Annotated in this window: 18 protein-coding genes; 4 read left to right on the top strand and 14 right to left on the bottom strand. The window is 67.0% G+C overall.

Going from position 1 to position 18,408, the window contains the following annotated elements; genetic code table 11:
- Positions 1-53 precede the first annotated feature (53 nt).
- From ABE522_RS15115 to ABE522_RS15050, 14 genes are all read right to left on the bottom strand, one after another.
- Positions 54-1,604: a flagellin N-terminal helical domain-containing protein gene (locus ABE522_RS15115; protein WP_346592398.1), complete on the bottom strand. Its 1,551-nt coding sequence runs from the start codon at positions 1,602-1,604 to the stop codon at positions 54-56.
- Positions 1,605-1,923: 319 nt separating this feature from the next.
- Positions 1,924-3,468, bottom strand: a complete 1,545-nt coding sequence (locus tag ABE522_RS15110; RefSeq protein WP_346592397.1) for a flagellin N-terminal helical domain-containing protein — start codon at positions 3,466-3,468, stop codon at positions 1,924-1,926.
- A gap of 64 nt (positions 3,469-3,532) precedes the next feature.
- Complete coding sequence (gene flgL / locus ABE522_RS15105; RefSeq protein WP_346592396.1) at positions 3,533-4,741, bottom strand: flagellar hook-associated protein FlgL; 1,209 nt, start codon at positions 4,739-4,741, stop codon at positions 3,533-3,535.
- Positions 4,738-6,618 (bottom strand): flagellar hook-associated protein FlgK, encoded by a 1,881-nt coding sequence (gene flgK, locus ABE522_RS15100; protein WP_346592395.1) that lies wholly within the window; start codon positions 6,616-6,618, stop codon positions 4,738-4,740. The genes flgL and flgK overlap by 4 nt, the downstream gene beginning before the upstream one ends.
- Before the next feature lie 8 nt (positions 6,619-6,626).
- Positions 6,627-7,820 carry a flagellar assembly peptidoglycan hydrolase FlgJ gene (gene flgJ, locus ABE522_RS15095; protein ID WP_346592394.1) on the bottom strand — a complete coding sequence of 398 codons (1,194 nt, stop codon included), beginning with the start codon at positions 7,818-7,820 and terminating at the stop codon, positions 6,627-6,629.
- A gap of 1 nt (position 7,821) precedes the next feature.
- On the bottom strand, positions 7,822-8,940 hold the full coding sequence (locus tag ABE522_RS15090) for a flagellar basal body P-ring protein FlgI (protein ID WP_346592393.1): 1,119 nt from the start codon (positions 8,938-8,940) through the stop codon (positions 7,822-7,824).
- Positions 8,941-8,951: 11 nt separating this feature from the next.
- Complete coding sequence (gene flgH / locus ABE522_RS15085) at positions 8,952-9,644, bottom strand: flagellar basal body L-ring protein FlgH (RefSeq protein ID WP_346592392.1); 693 nt, start codon at positions 9,642-9,644, stop codon at positions 8,952-8,954.
- Between the two features lie 13 nt (positions 9,645-9,657).
- The gene (flgG, locus tag ABE522_RS15080; RefSeq protein WP_042615437.1) at positions 9,658-10,443 is read right to left on the bottom strand and encodes a flagellar basal-body rod protein FlgG; all 786 of its coding nucleotides are present in this window, start codon (positions 10,441-10,443) and stop codon (positions 9,658-9,660) included.
- Between the two features lie 133 nt (positions 10,444-10,576).
- Positions 10,577-11,326: a flagellar basal body rod protein FlgF gene (locus ABE522_RS15075; protein WP_346592391.1), complete on the bottom strand. Its 750-nt coding sequence runs from the start codon at positions 11,324-11,326 to the stop codon at positions 10,577-10,579.
- 33 nt (positions 11,327-11,359) lie between these two features.
- Positions 11,360-12,583 carry a flagellar hook protein FlgE gene (flgE, locus tag ABE522_RS15070; protein ID WP_182657637.1) on the bottom strand — a complete coding sequence of 408 codons (1,224 nt, stop codon included), beginning with the start codon at positions 12,581-12,583 and terminating at the stop codon, positions 11,360-11,362.
- Between the two features lie 31 nt (positions 12,584-12,614).
- Positions 12,615-13,298 (bottom strand): flagellar hook assembly protein FlgD, encoded by a 684-nt coding sequence (locus ABE522_RS15065; RefSeq protein WP_346592390.1) that lies wholly within the window; start codon positions 13,296-13,298, stop codon positions 12,615-12,617.
- A 23-nt stretch (positions 13,299-13,321) separates the two neighbouring features.
- Positions 13,322-13,729 (bottom strand): flagellar basal body rod protein FlgC, encoded by a 408-nt coding sequence (flgC, locus tag ABE522_RS15060; protein WP_346592389.1) that lies wholly within the window; start codon positions 13,727-13,729, stop codon positions 13,322-13,324.
- A gap of 3 nt (positions 13,730-13,732) precedes the next feature.
- Positions 13,733-14,128: a flagellar basal body rod protein FlgB gene (flgB, locus tag ABE522_RS15055; protein WP_346592388.1), complete on the bottom strand. Its 396-nt coding sequence runs from the start codon at positions 14,126-14,128 to the stop codon at positions 13,733-13,735.
- A 275-nt stretch (positions 14,129-14,403) separates the two neighbouring features.
- On the bottom strand, positions 14,404-15,345 hold the full coding sequence (locus ABE522_RS15050; protein WP_101099008.1) for a chemotaxis protein: 942 nt from the start codon (positions 15,343-15,345) through the stop codon (positions 14,404-14,406).
- Between the two features lie 103 nt (positions 15,346-15,448).
- Here ABE522_RS15050 and flgA point away from each other — a divergent pair, with 103 nt between their 5' ends.
- The 4 genes from flgA to ABE522_RS15030 all read left to right on the top strand — a co-directional run bounded on the left by flgA (position 15,449) and on the right by ABE522_RS15030 (position 18,130).
- Positions 15,449-16,105: a flagellar basal body P-ring formation chaperone FlgA gene (flgA, locus tag ABE522_RS15045; protein ID WP_346592387.1), complete on the top strand. Its 657-nt coding sequence runs from the start codon at positions 15,449-15,451 to the stop codon at positions 16,103-16,105.
- Between the two features lie 76 nt (positions 16,106-16,181).
- A complete protein-coding gene (gene flgM / locus ABE522_RS15040; RefSeq protein ID WP_101099007.1) occupies positions 16,182-16,484 on the top strand; it encodes a flagellar biosynthesis anti-sigma factor FlgM in 303 nt (100 codons plus the stop codon).
- Positions 16,481-16,819, top strand: coding sequence for a flagellar protein FlgN (locus ABE522_RS15035; RefSeq protein WP_101099006.1), 339 nt, complete (start codon positions 16,481-16,483; stop codon positions 16,817-16,819). Before flgM ends, ABE522_RS15035 begins: the two co-directional genes overlap by 4 nt.
- 90 nt (positions 16,820-16,909) lie before the next feature.
- Positions 16,910-18,130, top strand: coding sequence for an ATP-binding protein (locus ABE522_RS15030; RefSeq protein ID WP_346592386.1), 1,221 nt, complete (start codon positions 16,910-16,912; stop codon positions 18,128-18,130).
- Positions 18,131-18,408 lie beyond the last annotated feature (278 nt).

Genomic DNA, 18,408 nt, shown 5'->3' with positions numbered 1-18,408 from the left:
GAAAAGGGGGCTTTCGCCCCCTTTCCGGTCTCACGTATTACCGGATCCGTAGATCAGCCCAGCAGGCTCAGCACGCTCTGGCTGGACTGGTTGGCCTGGGCCAGCATGGCCGTACCGGCCTGCTGCAGGATCTGGTTGCGGGTCAGTTCGGCGGTTTCCGAAGCGTAATCCACGTCGCGGATACGGCTACGGGCGGCCGACATGTTCTCCGAAGAGGTGTTCAGGTTGGCAACGACCGAGGTGAAGCGGTTCTGGATCGCGCCGAGGTCGGCACGCGAGGAGTTGACCGAGTTCAGCGCTGCGTCCATGGCCAGGATCGCGTTGTCCGCGCCGCCCACCGAGGAGATGTCCAGATCGGCGAAGCCGGTCTTGGCACCGCCGGCGGCGTAGTTGGTGGTCTCGGCAGCCGTCAGGCCGGTCTGTGCGGTCAGCGCAGCAGCATCGGTACCGTCGGCGACGGCGATTTCGAAGTTGCCTTCCTTGCCGGTCAGCTGCAGCTTGCCTTCGACCAGCGAAGCGCTGACGCCGGTTTCGTGGGTCTTGGCGTTGACCGCGTTGACCATCTGGGTAGCGCGGTCGCCAGCGGACTTGGCGGCATCCAGTGAGATGGTGGCCGAGCCGGTGCTGCCGGTCAGGGTGAACGAGGCGGCGGTGAAGGAAGCGGCGGTGGCCTCGGTGCCATCGGTATGTGCTGCAACAAAGCCTGCAGTGGCGAAACCACCGGCAGTGTTGAAGGTGTTCGCCACGGCTACGGTCAGGTCGGTGCCGTCGGCCTTGCTGAAGGCCAGGTCGTCACCAGCGGCGGTACCGCTGACAGTGATGCCGGCGTTGGTCAGTGCGGTGCGAACTTCATCGGTGGCAAGTGCAGCGTCGATCGCTGCGTCGTCCACGGTGACGGGGTTGCCGCCAGTCTGCGTGCGGGACAGCACTTCGACGCCACCGACAGTCAGCGAGAACGCTTGGCCGTCAGCATTGGACACTGCGCTGGTGAACGCACCCGAGGTGCCGGTGGTGGTAGCCACTGCCGCAGCAGCGCCGCCGTTCGGAACCGCACCGCTGACGGAGGCATTGGTCGAGGCGCTGGTCCAGCTGCCGAGCTTGCTGATGTTGGCGTTGGCGATCTGCGAGATGTTGATCGTCTCGCCCTGGTTGGCGCCGATCTGGAAGGCCTGGTTGGTGAACTTGCCGTCCAGCAGGTTGGTGCCGTTGAAGTTGGTCTGCTCGGCGACGCGCTGGATTTCCTGCTTCAGCAGCTGAACTTCCGAGTTCAGCGCCTGGCGGTCCGAATCGGAGTTGGTGGCGCTGCGGGACTGCACGGCCAGTTCACGCATGCGCTGCAGGTTGTTGCCGATTTCGCCCAGGGCGCCTTCAGCGGTCTGCGCCAGCGAGATGCCGTCGTTGGCATTGCGGGCAGCCTGGTTGGCGCCACGGATCTGGGTGCTGAAGCGCTCGGAGATGGCCAGGCCGGCGGCATCATCCTTGGCGCTGTTGATGCGCAGGCCCGAGGACAGGCGCTGGATGGTGGTGGCCAGGTTGGTGCCGCTGGTGCTCAGGTTGCGCTGGGCGTTGAGCGACATGGTGTTGGTGTTGATGACTTGTGCCATGGTGCGGTTTTCCTTTTTGGCAGTGGGTCCGGCAGTTCAGCCTGGCCGGTATTAGGGGCAGTGGATTGGCGCCCCCGTGGGGGTGTGCTGCCGCTGCTGAAATCAATAACGGCACTGCCTGCCCAGCCTTTAGCCACAAGTCAATTATTTTTTCCGGAATCGGTAGCGCCGAGCCATGCTCGGCGGCCTTTGGAGGCAGAAAGGCCCCGCCGGTTGCCTGGCGGGGCCTTTCGGTGCAGCGCTTGCGTTGGCAATCCGCCGAGCATGGCTCGGCGCTACCGGGGGCCAGCGTGGCGCGGGCCTCCCGGGCAGGGCGGCATTACGACTGCAGCAGGCTCAGCACGTTCTGCGGCACCTGGTTGGCCTGGGCCAGCATCGCCGTGCCGGCCTGCTGCAGGATCTGCGAGCGGGTCAGTTCGGCGGTTTCCTGAGCGTAGTCCACGTCGCGGATGCGGCTGCGCGCAGCGGACATGTTTTCCGAGGACGTGGTCAGGTTGGCGATGGTGGAGCTGAAGCGGTTCTGGATCGCGCCAAGATCAGCACGCGCCGAATTGACCGACTGCAGTGCCGCATCCATGGCCAGGATCGCGTTGTCCGCATCAGCCTGCGAGGAGATGTCCAGCGCAGCGAAGCCGACCTGGGCCGAGCCGGCCGTGAACGAGCGGCCATTGACCGAGCTGTCGCCGGCGGTGAAGCCGGTGGCCCCAGCCAGTTCGTCGGCGGTCAGGCCGCCCCCGATCTCGAAGTTGCCGGTCTTCGATTCCAGCTGCACCTTGCCATCGATGATCGAGGCGGTGACGCCGGTTTCGTGACTCTTGGCATTCACCGCATTGACCATCATGGTGTTGCGCTCGGCGGCGTCCTTGGACGCACCGACCACGATGTCGACGGTGCCGGTGCCATCGGCGGTGGACAGGGTCAGCTGGCCGGCCGTGATGGCGCCGAAGCTGGCCGCGACAGCGGCAGTGCCATTGTCCTGGGAGCCTACGAAGCCGGCCCCTTGGAAACCGTCCGCGCCGGCACCGGTCATGCCGATGGTGAACTCGCCCCCATCGGCGCGCGAGAACGCCAGCGTGCCAGCGGCAACCGTGCCGGTCGAGGTGAAGCCGGCAGCCGCCAGATCAGCGGAGCGATCGGACAGCGCCTGCGTGATCTGTGTTTCGGTGACCGTTGCGCCTGCAGCGGCGGTGAGGATTTCCACGCCACCGACCGAGAACGAGAAACCACCCGCAGCAGCGGTGACGTCATCGAACTGCCCTGAAACTACCGAGGCGTTCGGCACCGCCGCAGCGGCGCCACCGGTGGCCACGGCGCTGGTTACGCTGGCTGCGGTGGACGCACTGGTCCAGCTGCCGAGCTTGTTGGTGTTGGCGTTGGCGATCTGCGAGATGTTGATCGTCTGGCCCTGGTCGGCGCCGATCTGGAAGGCCTGGTTGGTGAAGCTGCCATCCAGCAGGCTGGTGCCGTTGAAGTTGGTCTGCTCGGACACGCGCTGGATTTCCGACTTCAGCAGCTGCACTTCGGCGTTCAGTGCCTGGCGGTCGGAATCGGAATTGGTGGCATTGCGCGCCTGCACGGCCAGCTCGCGGATGCGCTGCAGGTTGTTGCCGATCTCGCCCAGCGCGCCTTCGGCGGTCTGCGCCAGCGAAATGCCGTCGTTGGCATTGCGCGCGGCCTGGTTGATGCCGCGGATCTGGGTGGTGAAGCGCTCGGAGATCGCCAGGCCCGCCGCGTCGTCCTTCGCACTGTTGATGCGCAGGCCCGATGACAGGCGCTGGATCGAGGTGGCCAGCGAGTTGCCGCTGGTGGAAAGGTTGCGCTGGGCGTTCAGCGACATCGTGTTGGTGTTGATGATCTGTGCCATGGGGCGTCTCCGTGGGTTGCTCGGGTCTGTTGGTAGAGGCGCGCTTGGGGCGCCCGGTTGAAGGTCAGCGGATACTGTTGAACAGGGACATCGCCTGCATCTGGCTGAAGATCGTCTGCGCGGCCTGCAGGGCCGCGTTTTCGAGCTTGTACTGGCCGATGGCATCGGCGTAGTCCAGGTCGCGCAGGGTGGAAAGGGTGCTTTTTACGGTTACGGCGGTGGCGTCGCGTGCGCTGGCGGCGTCGTCGATGGCGGCCAGCTGCGCACCGCCCTTGGCCCGTGCATCGATCATGTTTTCCGAAGCACGCGTGATGTCACGCATGCTCGACTGCAGCAGGTTCTGCATGCCGGTGCGGTCGGCCGCGGTCTGCGGATCCGATTCCAGTGCACCGATCAGCGTGTCCATGGTGGCGAAGATGTCGCGCGAGCTGGAGGCCACCACGTCGAAGCGGTCACCGGCGGCCGGTGCCCCTTCGATGCGCAGGCGCACGCCGCCGACCACGATGTCTTCGCCCTTGGTGTGGGTGCCGGTGGCAACCACCGCGCCGGTAGCGTCCAGCACCTCGTAGGCGCCTTCGCCGGCGGCGGTGAAGCGCACGTTGAGCGCGCCGCCGTCCCAGTCCGCGCTGCCATCGCGGCTTACCGAGGTCAGCAGGCCGCTGCCGGTGTTGCCCGCGGCGGCGCTGGCGTCCACCGTGCCGTCACCGGTACGGATGCGCATGAAGATCTCGCTGCCGGGCAGGGCATCGTTGACCAGTTGGCCGGGTGCCACTTCCACCTGGCGCTGGGTCTGGTCACCGACATAGCTGACGGTGCCGCCGGCCTTGAGGAAGGGCGCGTCTGAATCGTTGCTGCCACCGAACAGGTAACGACCACTGCCGTCCTTGCTGTTGGCCAGCGACAGCAGGCTGTCCTGGATGGTCTTCAGCTCACTGACGATGGCCTTGAGGTCGGTGTTGCCCGGCACCGGCGTGTTGGCCTGGATGCTCAGCTCGACCGCGCGGGTCATCAGTTCATTGGCTTGGGCCAAGGCGTTTTCCTGCAGGCCCAGGCGGTTCTGCGCGTTGTTGGCGTTCTTGCCGAGCTGCTCCAGCCCGGCCACCACGCGGTCCAGCCCGACGGCGGTGCCGGCAGCGACCGGATCGTCCTTGGCCGACACGATCTTGCTGCCGGTGGCGATCTGCTGTTCCAGGTGGTTGATCTTGGACTGCTTGCCCAGCATCAGCGAAACCGATTGGCTGAACATCATCCCGGTGGAAATACGGTCATTCATCGCGAGACGGCTCCGAGGATGGTCTGGAACATGGTGTCGGCGGTGGAAATCAGCTGCGAAGCGGCCTGGTAGGCCTGCTGCAGGCGGAGCATGTCCGCTGCTTCTTCGTCCAGGTTGACCCCGGATACCGAATCGCGCGCGGCCTGTGCCTGGTCGGTGATCACCTGCTGCGCATCCAGCGAGTACTGCGCCGAACGCGCGGCCGCGCCGACCTGGGTGGTCAGCCCACCCAGCGCGCCATTGAGGGTGACGGTGCCGCTGTTGAAGGTCTTGGCGTCCTCCACCTTGGCCAATGCCAGCGCATTGCTGTTGTCCGACGAACCGGCACCGACCGGGGTGATGTTGAAGCTGTCGCCCGGCTTGGGCGCGCCATCCAGCACGAAGCTCCAGCCGTTGGCGGTGATGGTCTGGCCGGCGGTGTAGGCGAACGGGCCGGCGCCGTCGATGGTGTACTGGCCGGCGGCGGTGAAGACGATCGCGGCCGGGTTGCGCAGCGCTGCATCGGCGGCGTCGACCACCTTGACGTCGGTGAGCTTGCCGGTGCCGGTGTTGGCGGTGGCCGCCGCACCCTTGATCGGCGCAGCCGCGGCCAGCCGCGACGGATCGGTGATCGCCACGCTCATGCTGCCGGCCACGTTGGCGGTCGGCTGCAGCAGGAAGCGGTCATTGGCCGCCGGAGTGCCACCGACCACCATCTGCACGCCGTTGATCACCAGCGGATCGGCCGCACTGCCGCTGCCGGTCAGCGGGATTGCCGCACCGGTGTCGGCGCGGTTGGCCTGCCACTGGGTACCGTCGAAGCGCAGCACGATGTTGTGCGCATCCAGCCTGGACAGGTCGCCGAAGCTGGCCTGGATCGTCGCACTGCCGGTGTTGGCGGTGTTGTCGGTGATGCGCGGGCTGCCGATGTTGAACAGGTCGGTGCCCATCTGTCCGTACAGATCCACGCCGTTGCGGTGGGTGTCGTTGAAGGTGGTCGCAAGGCCCACCGCCAGCTTGCCCAGTTCGGCCTGGGCCGGGGTCAGCACGGTGTCGCGGAACTCCATCAGTCCGCCCACCTGGCCGCCCAGCGCCTTGGAATCCAGCACCACCTTGGCGCCCTGGGTCTCCAGCGCAAGCTGCAGGCGCTCGGGCTGGTAGGCATCGGTGACCGTGGTGACCTTGCTGGCGGTGCTGCCGACCACCAGTGCCTGGCCACCGGCGGTGTAGACGTTCATGAAGCCGCCGTCCTGGATCACCGCGTTGCCGCCGGTGTAACCGACCAGGCTGGCGATCAGCTGGTCACGGCGGTCCAGCAGGTCCGGTGCGGCATTGGCCGCATTGCTGCCGATGGCGCCATTGATCTGCGCCACTTCCGCGGCCAGACGGTTGATCTCGGTCGCCGCGGCGCTGATGCCGTTGTTGACCTCGCTGTTGAGGCTGTCCAGGCTCGTGTTGAGCTGGCGGAAGCGGTTGGCCAGTGTGTTCGCGCTGTCCAGCACGTTCTGGCGGTCAGCGGTGGCTGATGCGTTGGACGACAGTCCGCTGACCGAATCGAAGAAGTTCGACCACACCCCGGCCACGTTGGTGGAGGCATCGGAGAACAGCGAATCGACGCGGTCGGCCATGCTGGACAGCTGCTTCAGCCGGGCCAGTTCGCCGCTGCCATCGAGCAGCCGCGAGATCGCCAGCTGGTCGGCGACCCGGCGGATATCGGCGATGCGGGTGCCGTTGCCAACCGTGCCATAGCCCATCTGCTGGGGATCGGCGGTGGCGAAGTCCACGCGCTGCCGGCTGTAGCCAACGGTGTTGATGTTGGCCACGTTGTGGCTGGTGGTGGCCAGTGCGCGCTGGAAGGCGAGCAGGGCACTGGTACCGGTAGAAAGCACGCTGGTCATGGGGTTCCTCAGCGACGGACGGTGCCCAGCGCTGCCTGGGCAGTGCTGGCGAAGGTGCGACCCAACTGCGCGCCGGCATCGCTGATTGCGGCTACCGCGCGTTCGATGGTCGGGCCGCCAGCGATGCTGGCGATCTTGTTGGCATACGACGGGTCGGTCGCATAGCCGGCCTGCTGCAGCCCGCGCGCGAAGCCGCGCACGTCGGTGCCGGCTTCCAGTGCCTTCTGGTAGCGCGGGTTGCTCTTCAGCAGGCGCACGTAGTCGGCGAAGCTTTCGGCCGGCGAGCTGTAGCTGCGGAAGCTGGCGGTTTCGTTGCGGCGTGCGCCATTCACATATTCGTGGGTGCCCACGGTGGCGCGGTCGCCGCTCCAGCCGGTGGCCTTGATGCCGAACAGGTTGTGCGAGGTGCGGCCATCGCCGTGGGTGATCTGGCGCTTGCCCCAGCCGGTTTCCAGCGCGGCCTGCGCGACCAGCGCACGGGCATCCACGCCGAGTTCCTTGGCGGCGGTCTGTGCGTGTGCCCAGATGCCGGCCACGAAGCCTTCCGGGGTGTGCGAGCCGAGGCGCGCCACAGCCGAACTGCTGGCCAGGGTATCGATCGCCGACGGGCCGGTGCCGCGGTTGGTCGCGGTCGCCGTCCACTGGTCATCGGCCGCAACCGGTGCGGGCGCGGCCAGGGTCTGTGCGGCATACGGATCGCTGCTGCCCAGCGCCTGGTGCATGCTGCTGCTGTCGCGCCCGGCGATCAGGTCCAGGGTCTGTTCCATCGGCTGCAACAGGCGCGGCGAGCTGCCCGCGGCCATCTGCTGCAGCATGCGCACGGCCTGGTCGGCGTCTTCCAGCGGCATCGCCGGCGCTTCAGTGGCCGGGGCGTTGAGCTGGTAGGCGCGGGTGGCTTCGGTGGCGTTGATCCGCCCATCCAGTGCCGGGCCGTCCGCAGCCGCGCCGGAAAGCTGGCGGCTGATCACCGCCGACAGCCCCAGGCCCTTGCCGCGGGTCATCGACTCGGCGATCTTCTGGTCGTACATCTCGCGGAACATGGTGTTTTCGCCCGGGAACAGCGCGTCACCGAAACTGGCATCGCGCATGCTCTTGACCAGCATCTGCGCGAACTGTCCTTCAAGCTGGCGCGCGACCTTGTCGACCTGGGCCGGATCGTTGCGCTGCGAAGGATTGAGTTCGAAGGAGGGCTGGATGCGCATGTCAGATCACCTCGAGCTCGGCGCTCAGCGCACCGGCCTGCTTGAGGGCTTCCAGGATCGCGATCAGGTCGCCCGGGGCGGCGCCCACGGCGTTCACCGCGTGCACGATTTCATCCAGCGAGGTGCCGCCGTTGAACTTGAACATGCGGCTGCCATCGTTGGTGGCGGTGATGGTGGACTGCGGGGACACCACGGTCTGGCCGCCGGCCAACGCATTGGGCTGGCTCACGTTGGTGCCTTCCTGGATGGTCACCGTCAGCGAGCCGTGCGAGATCGCGGCGGCGCCCACGCGGACCTGCTGGCCGATCACCACCGTACCGGTGCGCGAATTGACCACGACCTTGGCCGATGCCGCGCCGGGGGTCAGCTCCAGGCTTTCGATGCGGGCCAGCAGGCCGATGCGTGCGCCGGGATCGCTCGGCGCGTTGACCGCGACGGTGACGCCGTCGACGGCGCGGGCAGCGCCTTCGCCGAAGGCATTGTTGAGTGCGGCGACCATGCGCGAGACGGTGGTGAAATCGTTCTTGTGCAGGTTCAGGGTGATCTCGCCGGCGGCGCCGAACACATCCGGCAGCGCCCGTTCGACGGTGGCACCGTTGGGGATGCGGCCGACGCTGGGCACGTTGACCGACACCCGCGAGCCATCGCGGCCCTGTGCGCCGAAACCGCCGACGATCAGGTTGCCCTGGGCGATCGCGTAGACCTGGCCGTCGGCACCCTTCAGCGGGGCCATCAGCAGCGAACCACCGCGCAGCGACACCGCATTGCCGATCGAGGAGACGGTAATGTCGATCGGCTGGCCCGGCTTGGCGAACGGCGGCAGCTCGGCGTGGATCGCCACGGCGGCGACGTTCTTCAGCTGCGGATTGACGTTCGCCGGAACATTGACGCCCAGTTCGCCGAGCAGGTTCTTCAGGCTCTGCACGGTGAACGGTGCCTGGCTGGTGCGGTCACCGCTGCCATCCAGGCCGACCACCAGGCCGTAGCCCACCAGCGCATTGCCACGCACGCCGCCGACCTGGGCCAGGTCTTTGATGCGTTCGGCGTGCGCCGGCAACGCGGCACCGGCAACGACCAGGGCAGCGGTCAGCAGGCGGGCAGAGAAAGTGAGGAGGTTCATGGCAGGCATGCTCAGAACGGCGCCAGGCCGGAATTGAAGAAGCGGCTCAGCCAGCCCATGGCATTGGACTGCGCCACCGCGCCACGTCCGCCGTAGACGATGCGGGCTTCGGCCACGCGGCTGGAGGGAATGGTGTTGTCCGGTGCGATGTCGGCGGCGCGCACGATGCCCTGCACCTGCACAAGTTCATCGCCCTGGTTGAGCCGCAGGTTCTTCTGGCCCTGCACCACCAGGTTGCCGTTGGGCAGGCGCTGCATCACCGTGACCGTCACGTTGCCCTGCAGGCGGTTGCTCTGTGCGCTGTTGCCGCGGCCGGTGAAATCGCGCGATCCGTTGGCAGTGGCCGACAGGATGTCCTTGCCGCCCAGGGTGACCGGTGCGCCGAAGATGGTCGGGGTGCCGATCGCCAGCTCGGATTCCTTGCTGGTGGCGGTGTTCGCGCTCATCTGCGCCTGGGTGTTTTCCAGCAGGGTGATCGTCAGCAGGTCGCCGACATCGCGTGCGCGGCGGTCCGAATACAGCTGCAGCGACGGACCGGCGGCGTAGATCGCCCCGGCCGTTGCCTGGGCCTGCGGCGGCATCACCGGCTGCACCGGCGCCAGGGCCGGGTAGGGGCGCACGTCGCCGGCGATCACGCAGCCGCCCAGCAGCGCGATGGCGGCGGCAGCGAAGGTCAGGCGGGCGAGGGAAGCGGCTGGCAGCATGATGGCGGTCCGATCAGACGTTGTTGTTGAGGTAGCCGAGCATCGAGTCGGTCGTGGAAATGGCCTTGGCGTTCATTTCGTAGGCGCGCTGGGTTTCGATCATCGAAACCAGCTCTTCCACCACGTTGACGTTGCTGCCTTCCAGTGCGCCCTGGACCACGTTGCCCAGCCCGTTGAGGCCGGGATTGCCGTTCTGTGCCGGACCGGAGGCGGTGGTCTCCAGGTACAGGTTCTCGCCGCGCGACTGCAGGCCGGCGGGGTTGATGAAGTCGGTCAGGGTCAGCGCGCCGATTTCCACCGTCGCCGCGTCATCGGCCATCTTCACGCTGACCGTGCCGTCGCTGCCGATGGTCAAGGTCTGCGCGCCTTCCGGGATCTGGATGCCCGGCTGCACCGGGTAACCGCTGTTGGTGACCAGCTCGCCGTCCTGGTTGACCTTGAACGAACCGTCGCGGGTGTACGCCGAGCTGCCGTCGGGCATGGAGACTTCGAAGAAACCCCGGCCGTTGACCATCACGTCCAGTGCGCGCCCGGTCTGCTGCTGGCTGCCCTGTTCGAAGTTCTTCGCGGTTGCCACCACGCGCACGCCGGTGCCCAGCTGCAGGCCGGTCGGCAACTGCGTCTGCGCCGACGTGGCACCGCCCGGCTGGCGCACCTGCTGGTACAGCAGGTCCTCGAAACTGGCACGGTCCTGCTTGAAGCCGGTCGTGTTGGTGTTGGCGAGGTTGTTGGATACCACCGACATGCGCGTCTGCTGCGCGTCCAGTCCGGTCTTGGCGATCCACAGTGCCTGGTTCATGGTCGGTTCCTCTGCGTGGTGTCCGGCCCAGCGGGGCGGGGCAGGTACCTGCGAACGCTCGCAGGTGCTTCACCAGGGGTACTGCAAGCGGCGTGCCATTGCGGCGCGCCGGTATTCCGTCGTCGGCGTGGACTCAGCCGTTCAGCCGCAGCAGACTATTGGCGCTGCGTGCGTTCTCGTCGCCGTGCTTGATCACCTTGACCTGCATTTCGTACTGGCGCTGCAGCTGGATCATCTGCACCAGCGCACCGGCGGCGTCCACGTTGCTGCCTTCCAGCTGGCCGCTTTCCAGTGCCTTGCCCTGGGTCTGCACGAACGGCTGCTGCGGATCGGTATTGCGGAACAGGCCGTCCAGCCCACGTTCCAGCCGCGCGTCATCGGCCGCCACCACCTTGATCCGGCCGATCACCGCCATGGTCTGCGGGCCCTCGCCGAGCGGGATGATCGAGATGGTGCCGTCGTTGCCGATTTCCATCGCCTGGTGCGGCGGGATGGCGATCGGATTTTCGTTTTCATCCAGCACCGCGTGGCCGCCGGCGGTGACCAGCTGGCCGTTCGGGGTCAGCGACAGCGCCGCACCGCGGGTGTAGGCCTCGCCACCGCCCGGTGCCTGCACGGTCAGCCAGCTGCCGGCCTGCAGGGACAGGTCCAGCGGATTGCCGGTGATGTGCTGGGCACCGACGCGCCGGTTGAAGCCGGCGTCGACATGGATCGCGTCCACGCGCGAAGCGAAACCCTGCCCGCGGATCGGGAAGGCTTCGGTATTGGCCAGCGCTTCCTTGAAGCCGGGCGTATCGGTGTTGGCGATGTTGTGCGACACCGTGCCCTGTGCCTGCAGGGAGGCACGGGCGCCGGTCATCGCGACGTAGAGGGCCTTGTCCATGGAAAGCTCCGTGCTGCGGTCAGCCGGCCATCATCAACGGATGTTGATGATGGTCTGGGTGACCTGGTCCTGGGTGCTGAGCATCTGCGAATTGGCCTGGAAGTTGCGCTGGGCCACGATCATGTTCACCAGCTGCTCGGTGAGGTCCACGGTGGACGATTCCAGGGCGCCGGCCTGGATCTTGCCGAGGTCGGAGGTGTCCGGCGCGGCGGTGCGCGGCGAGCCCGAGGCGAAGGTTTCCACCCACATGTTGTCACCGGTGGACTGCAGTCCCTGGGCATTGTTGAAGTTGGTCAGTGCGACCTGGCCCAGCGCCTTGTCATCGCCATTGGAATAGCGCGCATAGACCACGCCCTGTTCGGAGACGCTGATCTCGTTGAGCTTGCCGGCCGCGTAGCCATCCTGCTGGAAATTGCGCAGGGCGAACTTCTCGCCGTACTGGGTCGACCCGGCCACGTCCAGGGTCAGGTTGAGCTGGCCGGCGCCGGTGGCCGGGGTGAAGCCGTCCAGGGTGATCCTGCCGTTGGCCGGGGCAACCAGCGCGCCGCTCTCGTTGAACTGCAGCGTGGTCGGTGCGCCGGCGGCCTGGCCGTCGACGTAGTTGTACACCTGCCACTCGTTGGCGGCCGTGCCCTTGACGAAATACGAGGTCTGGGTGTGGCTGACACCGAGCGAGTCATACACCGTCACGCCGCCGCTGGACTGGCTGTAGCTGTTCGAATCGGTCGGATCGAACGGCGTCACGGTGGGCTGGCTGCTGTTGGCCGGCAGGGTGAAGGCCAGCTGCACGCTGCCGGTCTGCTTGGGCGGGCTGTCGGTGGTCAGCAGTTGCAGGTCGGTCAGGCGACCGGAATCGAAGGTCGTGCCATCGGCGTTGGGGGTGAACACCTGCAGGCGTGCACCGGCCGGGTTGATCACGAAGCCCTGCGCATCGGTCTGGAAATTGCCGGCGCGCGAGTAGGTGCGCTGGCCGTTCATGCTCATGGTGAAGAAGCCTTCGCCGGACACGGCCAGGTCCAGGCTGCGCCCGGTCTGGCTGTTGTTGCCCTGGCTGAACTGCTGGGCCACGTTGGACACGCGTGCGCCGGAGCCCACCGCATTGCGTGACAGGCCATAGCTGGTGGCCGAGAACAGATCGGCGAACTCGGCGCGCGACTGCTTGAAGCCGGTCGTGTTGACGTTGGCGACGTTGTTGGCGGTGACGCTGAGGTCGGTGTTGGCAGCGTTGATGCCGGACAGCGAGACATTGAAAGCCATGGTGGACTCCTCGGTTATGCGGTCTGGGGGCTCAGCTGATGCGGAGCACGTAGTCGATCGGGGCGGCGCCCAATCCCTTGAGGTTCAGGTACAGGCCATCGGAACCGACGGTCACGCTTTCCACCGGGGCCTCCACGTAGGTGCCGAGCTTGGTCTGCGCACCGGCGGTGTCGGTGTGGTTGGCCACCAGCGAATAGTTGCCGGGCGGCAGGCGGTTGCCGCTGCTGTCCTTGCCATCCCATTCGAAGCTGGTCTCGCCGGCGGCGCTGGCTTCCACGCTGATCTGGGCGACCTTCAGGCCGTTGGCATCGGTGATGTCCACGTTGATCATGCCGGCGCCCGGTGCGGCGACCACGCCGCCGACGCTGCCTTCGGCTTCCAGCACCATCTTTTCCGACGGCACCAGCACGTCGTGGCCGACCAGCGCGGCGCCACGCAGCACCTGGTCGCTGGCCATCGAGGTCTGGAAGCCCTGCACGGTGGTGTTGAGGTCGGTGATGCCCTGCACGGTGGACATCTGCGCCATCTGCGCGACCATCTGCGTGTTGTCCATCGGCTTCAGCGGGTCCTGGTGCTGCAGCTGTTCGGTCATCAGGCGCAGGAAGTCGGCCTGCTCCAGCGTGTCCTTCTTCTTGCTGGCGCTGCTGTTGGGCGAGTTCAGGCCGAGGGTGGCATACACGTCCTGGCTGGACTGGGTGGTGATGGCAGTACTCATGGAGAGATCCTTGCGGGCGCGCGTCAGCGGCCCATCGTCAGCGTGGCGAGGGCCAGTTCCTTGGCGGTGCTCAGCATTTCCACGCCGGCCTGGTAGTTGCGCGAGGTGGAGATCAGGTTGACCATCTGCGCGACCGGGTCGACGTCGGCCTGGTAGATGTAGCCATCGCCGTCGGCCAGCGGATGGCCGGGCTCGTAGCGCTTGATCGGCGCAGCGTTGCTCTGGCTGATCTCCTTCACCTGCACCGTGGTGATGTTGGGGTCGGTGCGGCTGGTGAAGGCCTGGAAGATCGGTTCCAGCGGCTTGTACACCGCCTCGGCCGAGCCGGCCACCGAATCGGCGTTGGACAGGTTGGAGGCGATGGTGCTCATGCGCACCGACTGCGCCTGCAGGGCGGAGCCGGCGATGTCGAAGATCGGCAGGTTGCTCATGGCTTATTGCCCCGTGATCGCGGTGAGCATGGAGCGCACCTTGGATTCGACGAAGCTCAGCGAGGCCCGGTATTCCAGCGCGGCACGGCCGTAGGCGGCGCGCTCGGTGTCCGGGTCAACGGTGTTGCCGTCGAGGTTGGGCTGGATGCCTTCACGGGAGACCTGGAACGGGTTCAGGCCGCCGCCGATCGCCAGGTGCTGTTCGTTGGTGGTGGCCATCAGGCCGTTGCCGGACTGGCCCTGGGCGCTGCGCAGGGCGGCGTCGAAGTCCAGGTCCTGGGCCTTGTAGCCGGGGGTGTCGGCGTTGCCGAGGTTGCTGGCGATCAGCTTCATGCGCTGCTCGCGCAACGGCATGGCCTGGGCATGGACCCCCAGGTAGTCGGAAATCAGGTTGGACATGGCGCGCTCCCACGGAACTGTGCCGGGGAGGCTGCAAGCGCCGTGCCAAAGCATCTTTGGCGGCCTGCTGCGGCTGCGCGTGGGAGGCGGGGGGGCGGGCCCGTGCGGGACACGCCGTGAACCCATCCATGGGGTCTCGTTTGCGCCCGTCCGGGGCTCCAACGGTCCCGCACGGGCCGCCCCCCGCGTCTGCAAGGTCTACGTGCGCGGCGGGCCAGAGCCGGTAGCGCCGAGCCATGCTCGGCGGGGCTGCCGGGATACCCGTCGCGCGTGCGTCAGGCGGCTTCGGCGACGCGGCGCAGGCGGTCGAGCACGAAGTCGGCCAGTTCGTGCGGGGAATATTTGGCGACGAAGGCGTTGGCGCCCACCCGTTCGACCATCGCGTTGTTGAACACGCCGGACAGGGAGGTGTGCAGCAGTACGAACAGGCCGGACAGGCCCGGGTGGCGGCGGATTTCGGTGGTCAGGGTGTAGCCGTCCATCGCCGGCATTTCAATGTCGGAGATCACCATCGCGTAGCGCTGGGCCGGGTCTTCACCCGCCGCGTGGATCTGCAGCAGGTGGTCCAGTGCCTGCTTGCCATCGGAAAGCAGGGTCGCGCCGACGCCGAGCTGGTCCAGCACGCTGCGGATCTGCTGGCGCGCCACGCGCGAATCGTCCACCACCAGCACCTGCATCGGCGGGGCGTCGGCGGGCAGGGCCATCGCCGGGTCGAGTACCGCTTCGCTGCGGGTCTGGGCGATGTCGGCCAGCACGCTCTCCACGTCGATCACCTGGATCAGCTCACCCTGGAAGCGGGTCACCGCGGTGAGGTAACTGGATTCGGCGCCGAGTTCTGGCGGCGGATGGATGTCCTGCACGGCGATGTTGACGATGCGCTCCACCCCGCTGACCAGGAAGCCCTGGATGGACCGGTTGAATTCGGTCACCACCAGATAGCCCGGGCCGTCGCCGTTGTTGCCCCGCTCGGGATGGCCGATGGCCACGCCAAGGTCCAGCACCGGCACCGAGCGGCCGCGCACGTCGGCCACGCCGGAGAACTGGCTGGGCAGGCCCGGCACCTGGAACAGGGCAGGGCGCCGCAGCACTTCCTGCACCTTGAACACGTTGACGCCAAAAAGCTGGCGTCCGCCCAGGCGGAACAGCAGCAGTGCCAGCCGGTTGTGGCCGGCCAGCCGGGTGCGTTGGTCGATGCGGTTGAGCAGGTCATGTGACATGCAGGCTGTATCGGCGCGCCGGCGTTGGACTTGAGTGGCGCGGATGCGTGGAAACTGGCACGGCACTTGCAGCAGGGCGGGTGATCCCATGACCGGAGATGGCATGCCATTCTTCAAGACGATGTGCTGGCTGATGCTGGCGATGGCTGCGCCCGCCTGGGCCGCGCCGTCATGGCAGCCGGTGGACAGCATCCGCACGGCCGCACTGTCCACGCTGTCAGCCGGTGAGCAGGGCGAGGCGCTGGTGGCCGATGCGTTGCGACTGCCGGCCTGCGGCCAGAGCCTCCTCGCCCAGCCCACCGCAAACACCACCGTGGAAGTCAGCTGCCCCGATGCCGGCGGCTGGCGCCTGTTCGTGCCGGTGAAAGTGCGCCGCGAGCAGACCGTGCTGGTGCTGGCGCGCGGCATTGCCGCTGGAGAAATACTGGCCGCTGCCGATATGACCACTGCCCAGCGTGATGCAGCGCGGATCGCCGGCGCCGTGCTGGCCGACCCCGCCGCTGCCGTCGGCCGGGTGGCACGCCGGACGCTGCAGGCGGGCAGCCTGCTGTCCGCCTCTGACCTGGTCGCACAGCGGCTGGTCCGGCGCGGCGACAGCGTGGCGCTGGTGTCCCGGCACGGTTCGGTGGAAGTCCGGGTTGCCGGCAAGGCACTGGGCGACGCGGGCGAGAACGAACGCCTGTCGGTGGAGAACCTGACCTCGCGCAAGATAGTGCAGGGCACCGTGGACGCCAGTGGCGACGTTTTAGTGACGCGCTGAAAAAAATCGCAAAACCCCCTAAAGATCACGGTCCAGTGGCCGTTATCGTTACAGTACGGCAACCCTTGGAGCTCCAATGAGCCAAAAAATCGACGGTACCCTGCAGGCAGCGCAGACCCTGCGCGCGGTGGGTCCGGCCAGTCGGCCCGGCATCAGTACCGATGCGCCCGCGCGTCCGGTGCAGGCAGCCGACAGCTTGAAGCTGACCGGTGAAGCCACCAACCTGCAGGCCCTGGAACGCAGCCTTTCGGCGGCCCCGGCGATCGATGCCGAGCGCGTGGCCGCGGTGCGTGAGTCACTGCAGAACGGCAGCTACCGGATCAATCCAGAAGCGATTGCATCGCGCATGCTTGATCTGGACCAGCAGCTGCAGGGATGAGCACGCCCATGAGCGAGCCCATGCAACGGCTGAGCGAAGCCCTGGATGCCGAGCGCCAGGCCTTGGTCGCGCACGATGTGCATGCGTTGATCCGTGCCACCGGGGCCAAGCTGGACGCCCTGCGCGCACTGGACAAGGCGCTGCCGGTCGGCGAATCCAGTCAGTTGCAGGAACTGGCCGAACGCAACCGCGCCAACGGCGTGCTGCTGTCGCGCCGCCGCCGCGAGGTCAACTGGGCATTGCGCCAGCTTGGCCGCAGCGAGGATGCGCCGGCATATGACAGCAAGGGGCAGTCCCAGCAGATGACGGCCGGACGTCCGCTCGCCGTCGCCTGATCCAGGCCGGCGGCATGCCGCCCGTGTTGCAGCCCGCCCGCATCCGCAGGCATCGTATAGTGGCACTCATCCCTGCCACGCCGAGCGCCCGTGCCTGCCGCCTTCCCGAACCCGACCTCGTCCTTCCCTTCGCCCGCGCTCCTGCAGGCGCTGCTTGCACCGGTGCGCGAAGGCCTGCTGCTTTTCACCGACGATGATTCAGTGATCCTGGCCAACCCGGCCGTGGAGGCGTTGCTGGGCACCGGTCCGGGCAGCGGTTCCGGTCCCGCGCAGCGGCTGCGCGCCCTGCTGCCGCCCGATGCGATGGCGGTTGCGCGACGTGAGGGGCAATGGAGTGGCAGCCTGGTGATGGGCGAAGCGGTCGTCACCGCCCAGCTTTACCACCACCGTGACCAGGGCGCAGGGTATTACCTGGGCCTGTTCCGCCGGGTCGAAGGCCAGGAAGACTACGAACGCGAACTCCAGCAGCGGCACGCCGAGCTCCGCCAGGCCTATCTGCGGCTGAATGGCGCGCAGGAAAAACTGCTGCAGTCGGAGAAGATGGCTTCGATCGGCCAGCTGGCCGCGGGCGTGGCGCACGAGATCAACAATCCCATTGGTTACGTGCATTCCAACCTGGGCAGCCTGCAGGAATACCTGCGCAGCCTGTTCACGGTGATCGAGGCCTACGAGCGCGCATTGCGTGCGCCGGATCCAAAGACGCTCATCCCGGAAATCGATGACATCCGCGATCGCCTCGACATCGACTTCATCAGCCGGGATCTTCCGCAGTTGATGGCTGAATCGCGCGAGGGAATCGAGCGGGTGACGCGCATCGTGCGCGACCTGAAGGACTTTTCCTATTCCGGCCGCGACGAGTCGTGGAAGCTGGTGGACCTGCACTCCGGGCTGGAGTCGACCATCAACATCATCTGGAACGAGCTCAAGTACAAGGTAGAACTGCACCGTGAGTTTGGACAGCTGCCGCTGGTGGAATGCCTGCCTTCGGAGCTCAACCAGGTCTACATGAACCTGCTGCTCAACGCCGGCCATGCGATCGACGAACGGGGGGTGATCACCGTGCGTACCGGGGTGGACGGCGAGCACGTCTGGGTGGAGTTCCAGGACAGCGGCGGCGGCATTTCGCCGGATCTGCGCCAGCGCATCTTCGATCCCTTCTTCACCACCAAACCGGTGGGCAGCGGGACCGGACTGGGCCTGTCGATTTCCTACAGCATCATCAACAAGCACAACGGCCGGATCGACCTGGACAGCACGCCGGGGGTGGGGTCCACGTTCCGGATCGTGCTGCCGATCAAGCAGCCACGGTAGTTGATGTGTTGCCGGGCCGCGCCCGGCACCTGCTCAGGCCAGAGCAACGGCAACGTCAAGAGCAAGAGCCTGCCGGGCTGTTGCGTTGGCGGGGCGGGGTGGGTTGGCGGGGGACGGCAAAAACTGCATCCATGCGGGCCTTGTTTCGCGCCATCCATGGCGCTCTACACCCCCGCCAATCCACCCCGCCCCACCTTCGACAGGTCCATGGCGGCCTCGGTAGCGCCGACCCATGGTCGGCGGAATGTTTCCGCCAACGGCCCGCTGCGCTCGCCGAG

Origin of the sequence: Stenotrophomonas lacuserhaii (genome assembly GCF_039674585.1) — a bacterium.
In the GTDB taxonomy this organism is placed as follows: domain Bacteria; phylum Pseudomonadota; class Gammaproteobacteria; order Xanthomonadales; family Xanthomonadaceae; genus Stenotrophomonas; species Stenotrophomonas pennii_A.
The sequence above is the reverse complement of the archived record's forward strand: the minus strand, read 5'-3'. Positions and strand labels throughout refer to the sequence as shown.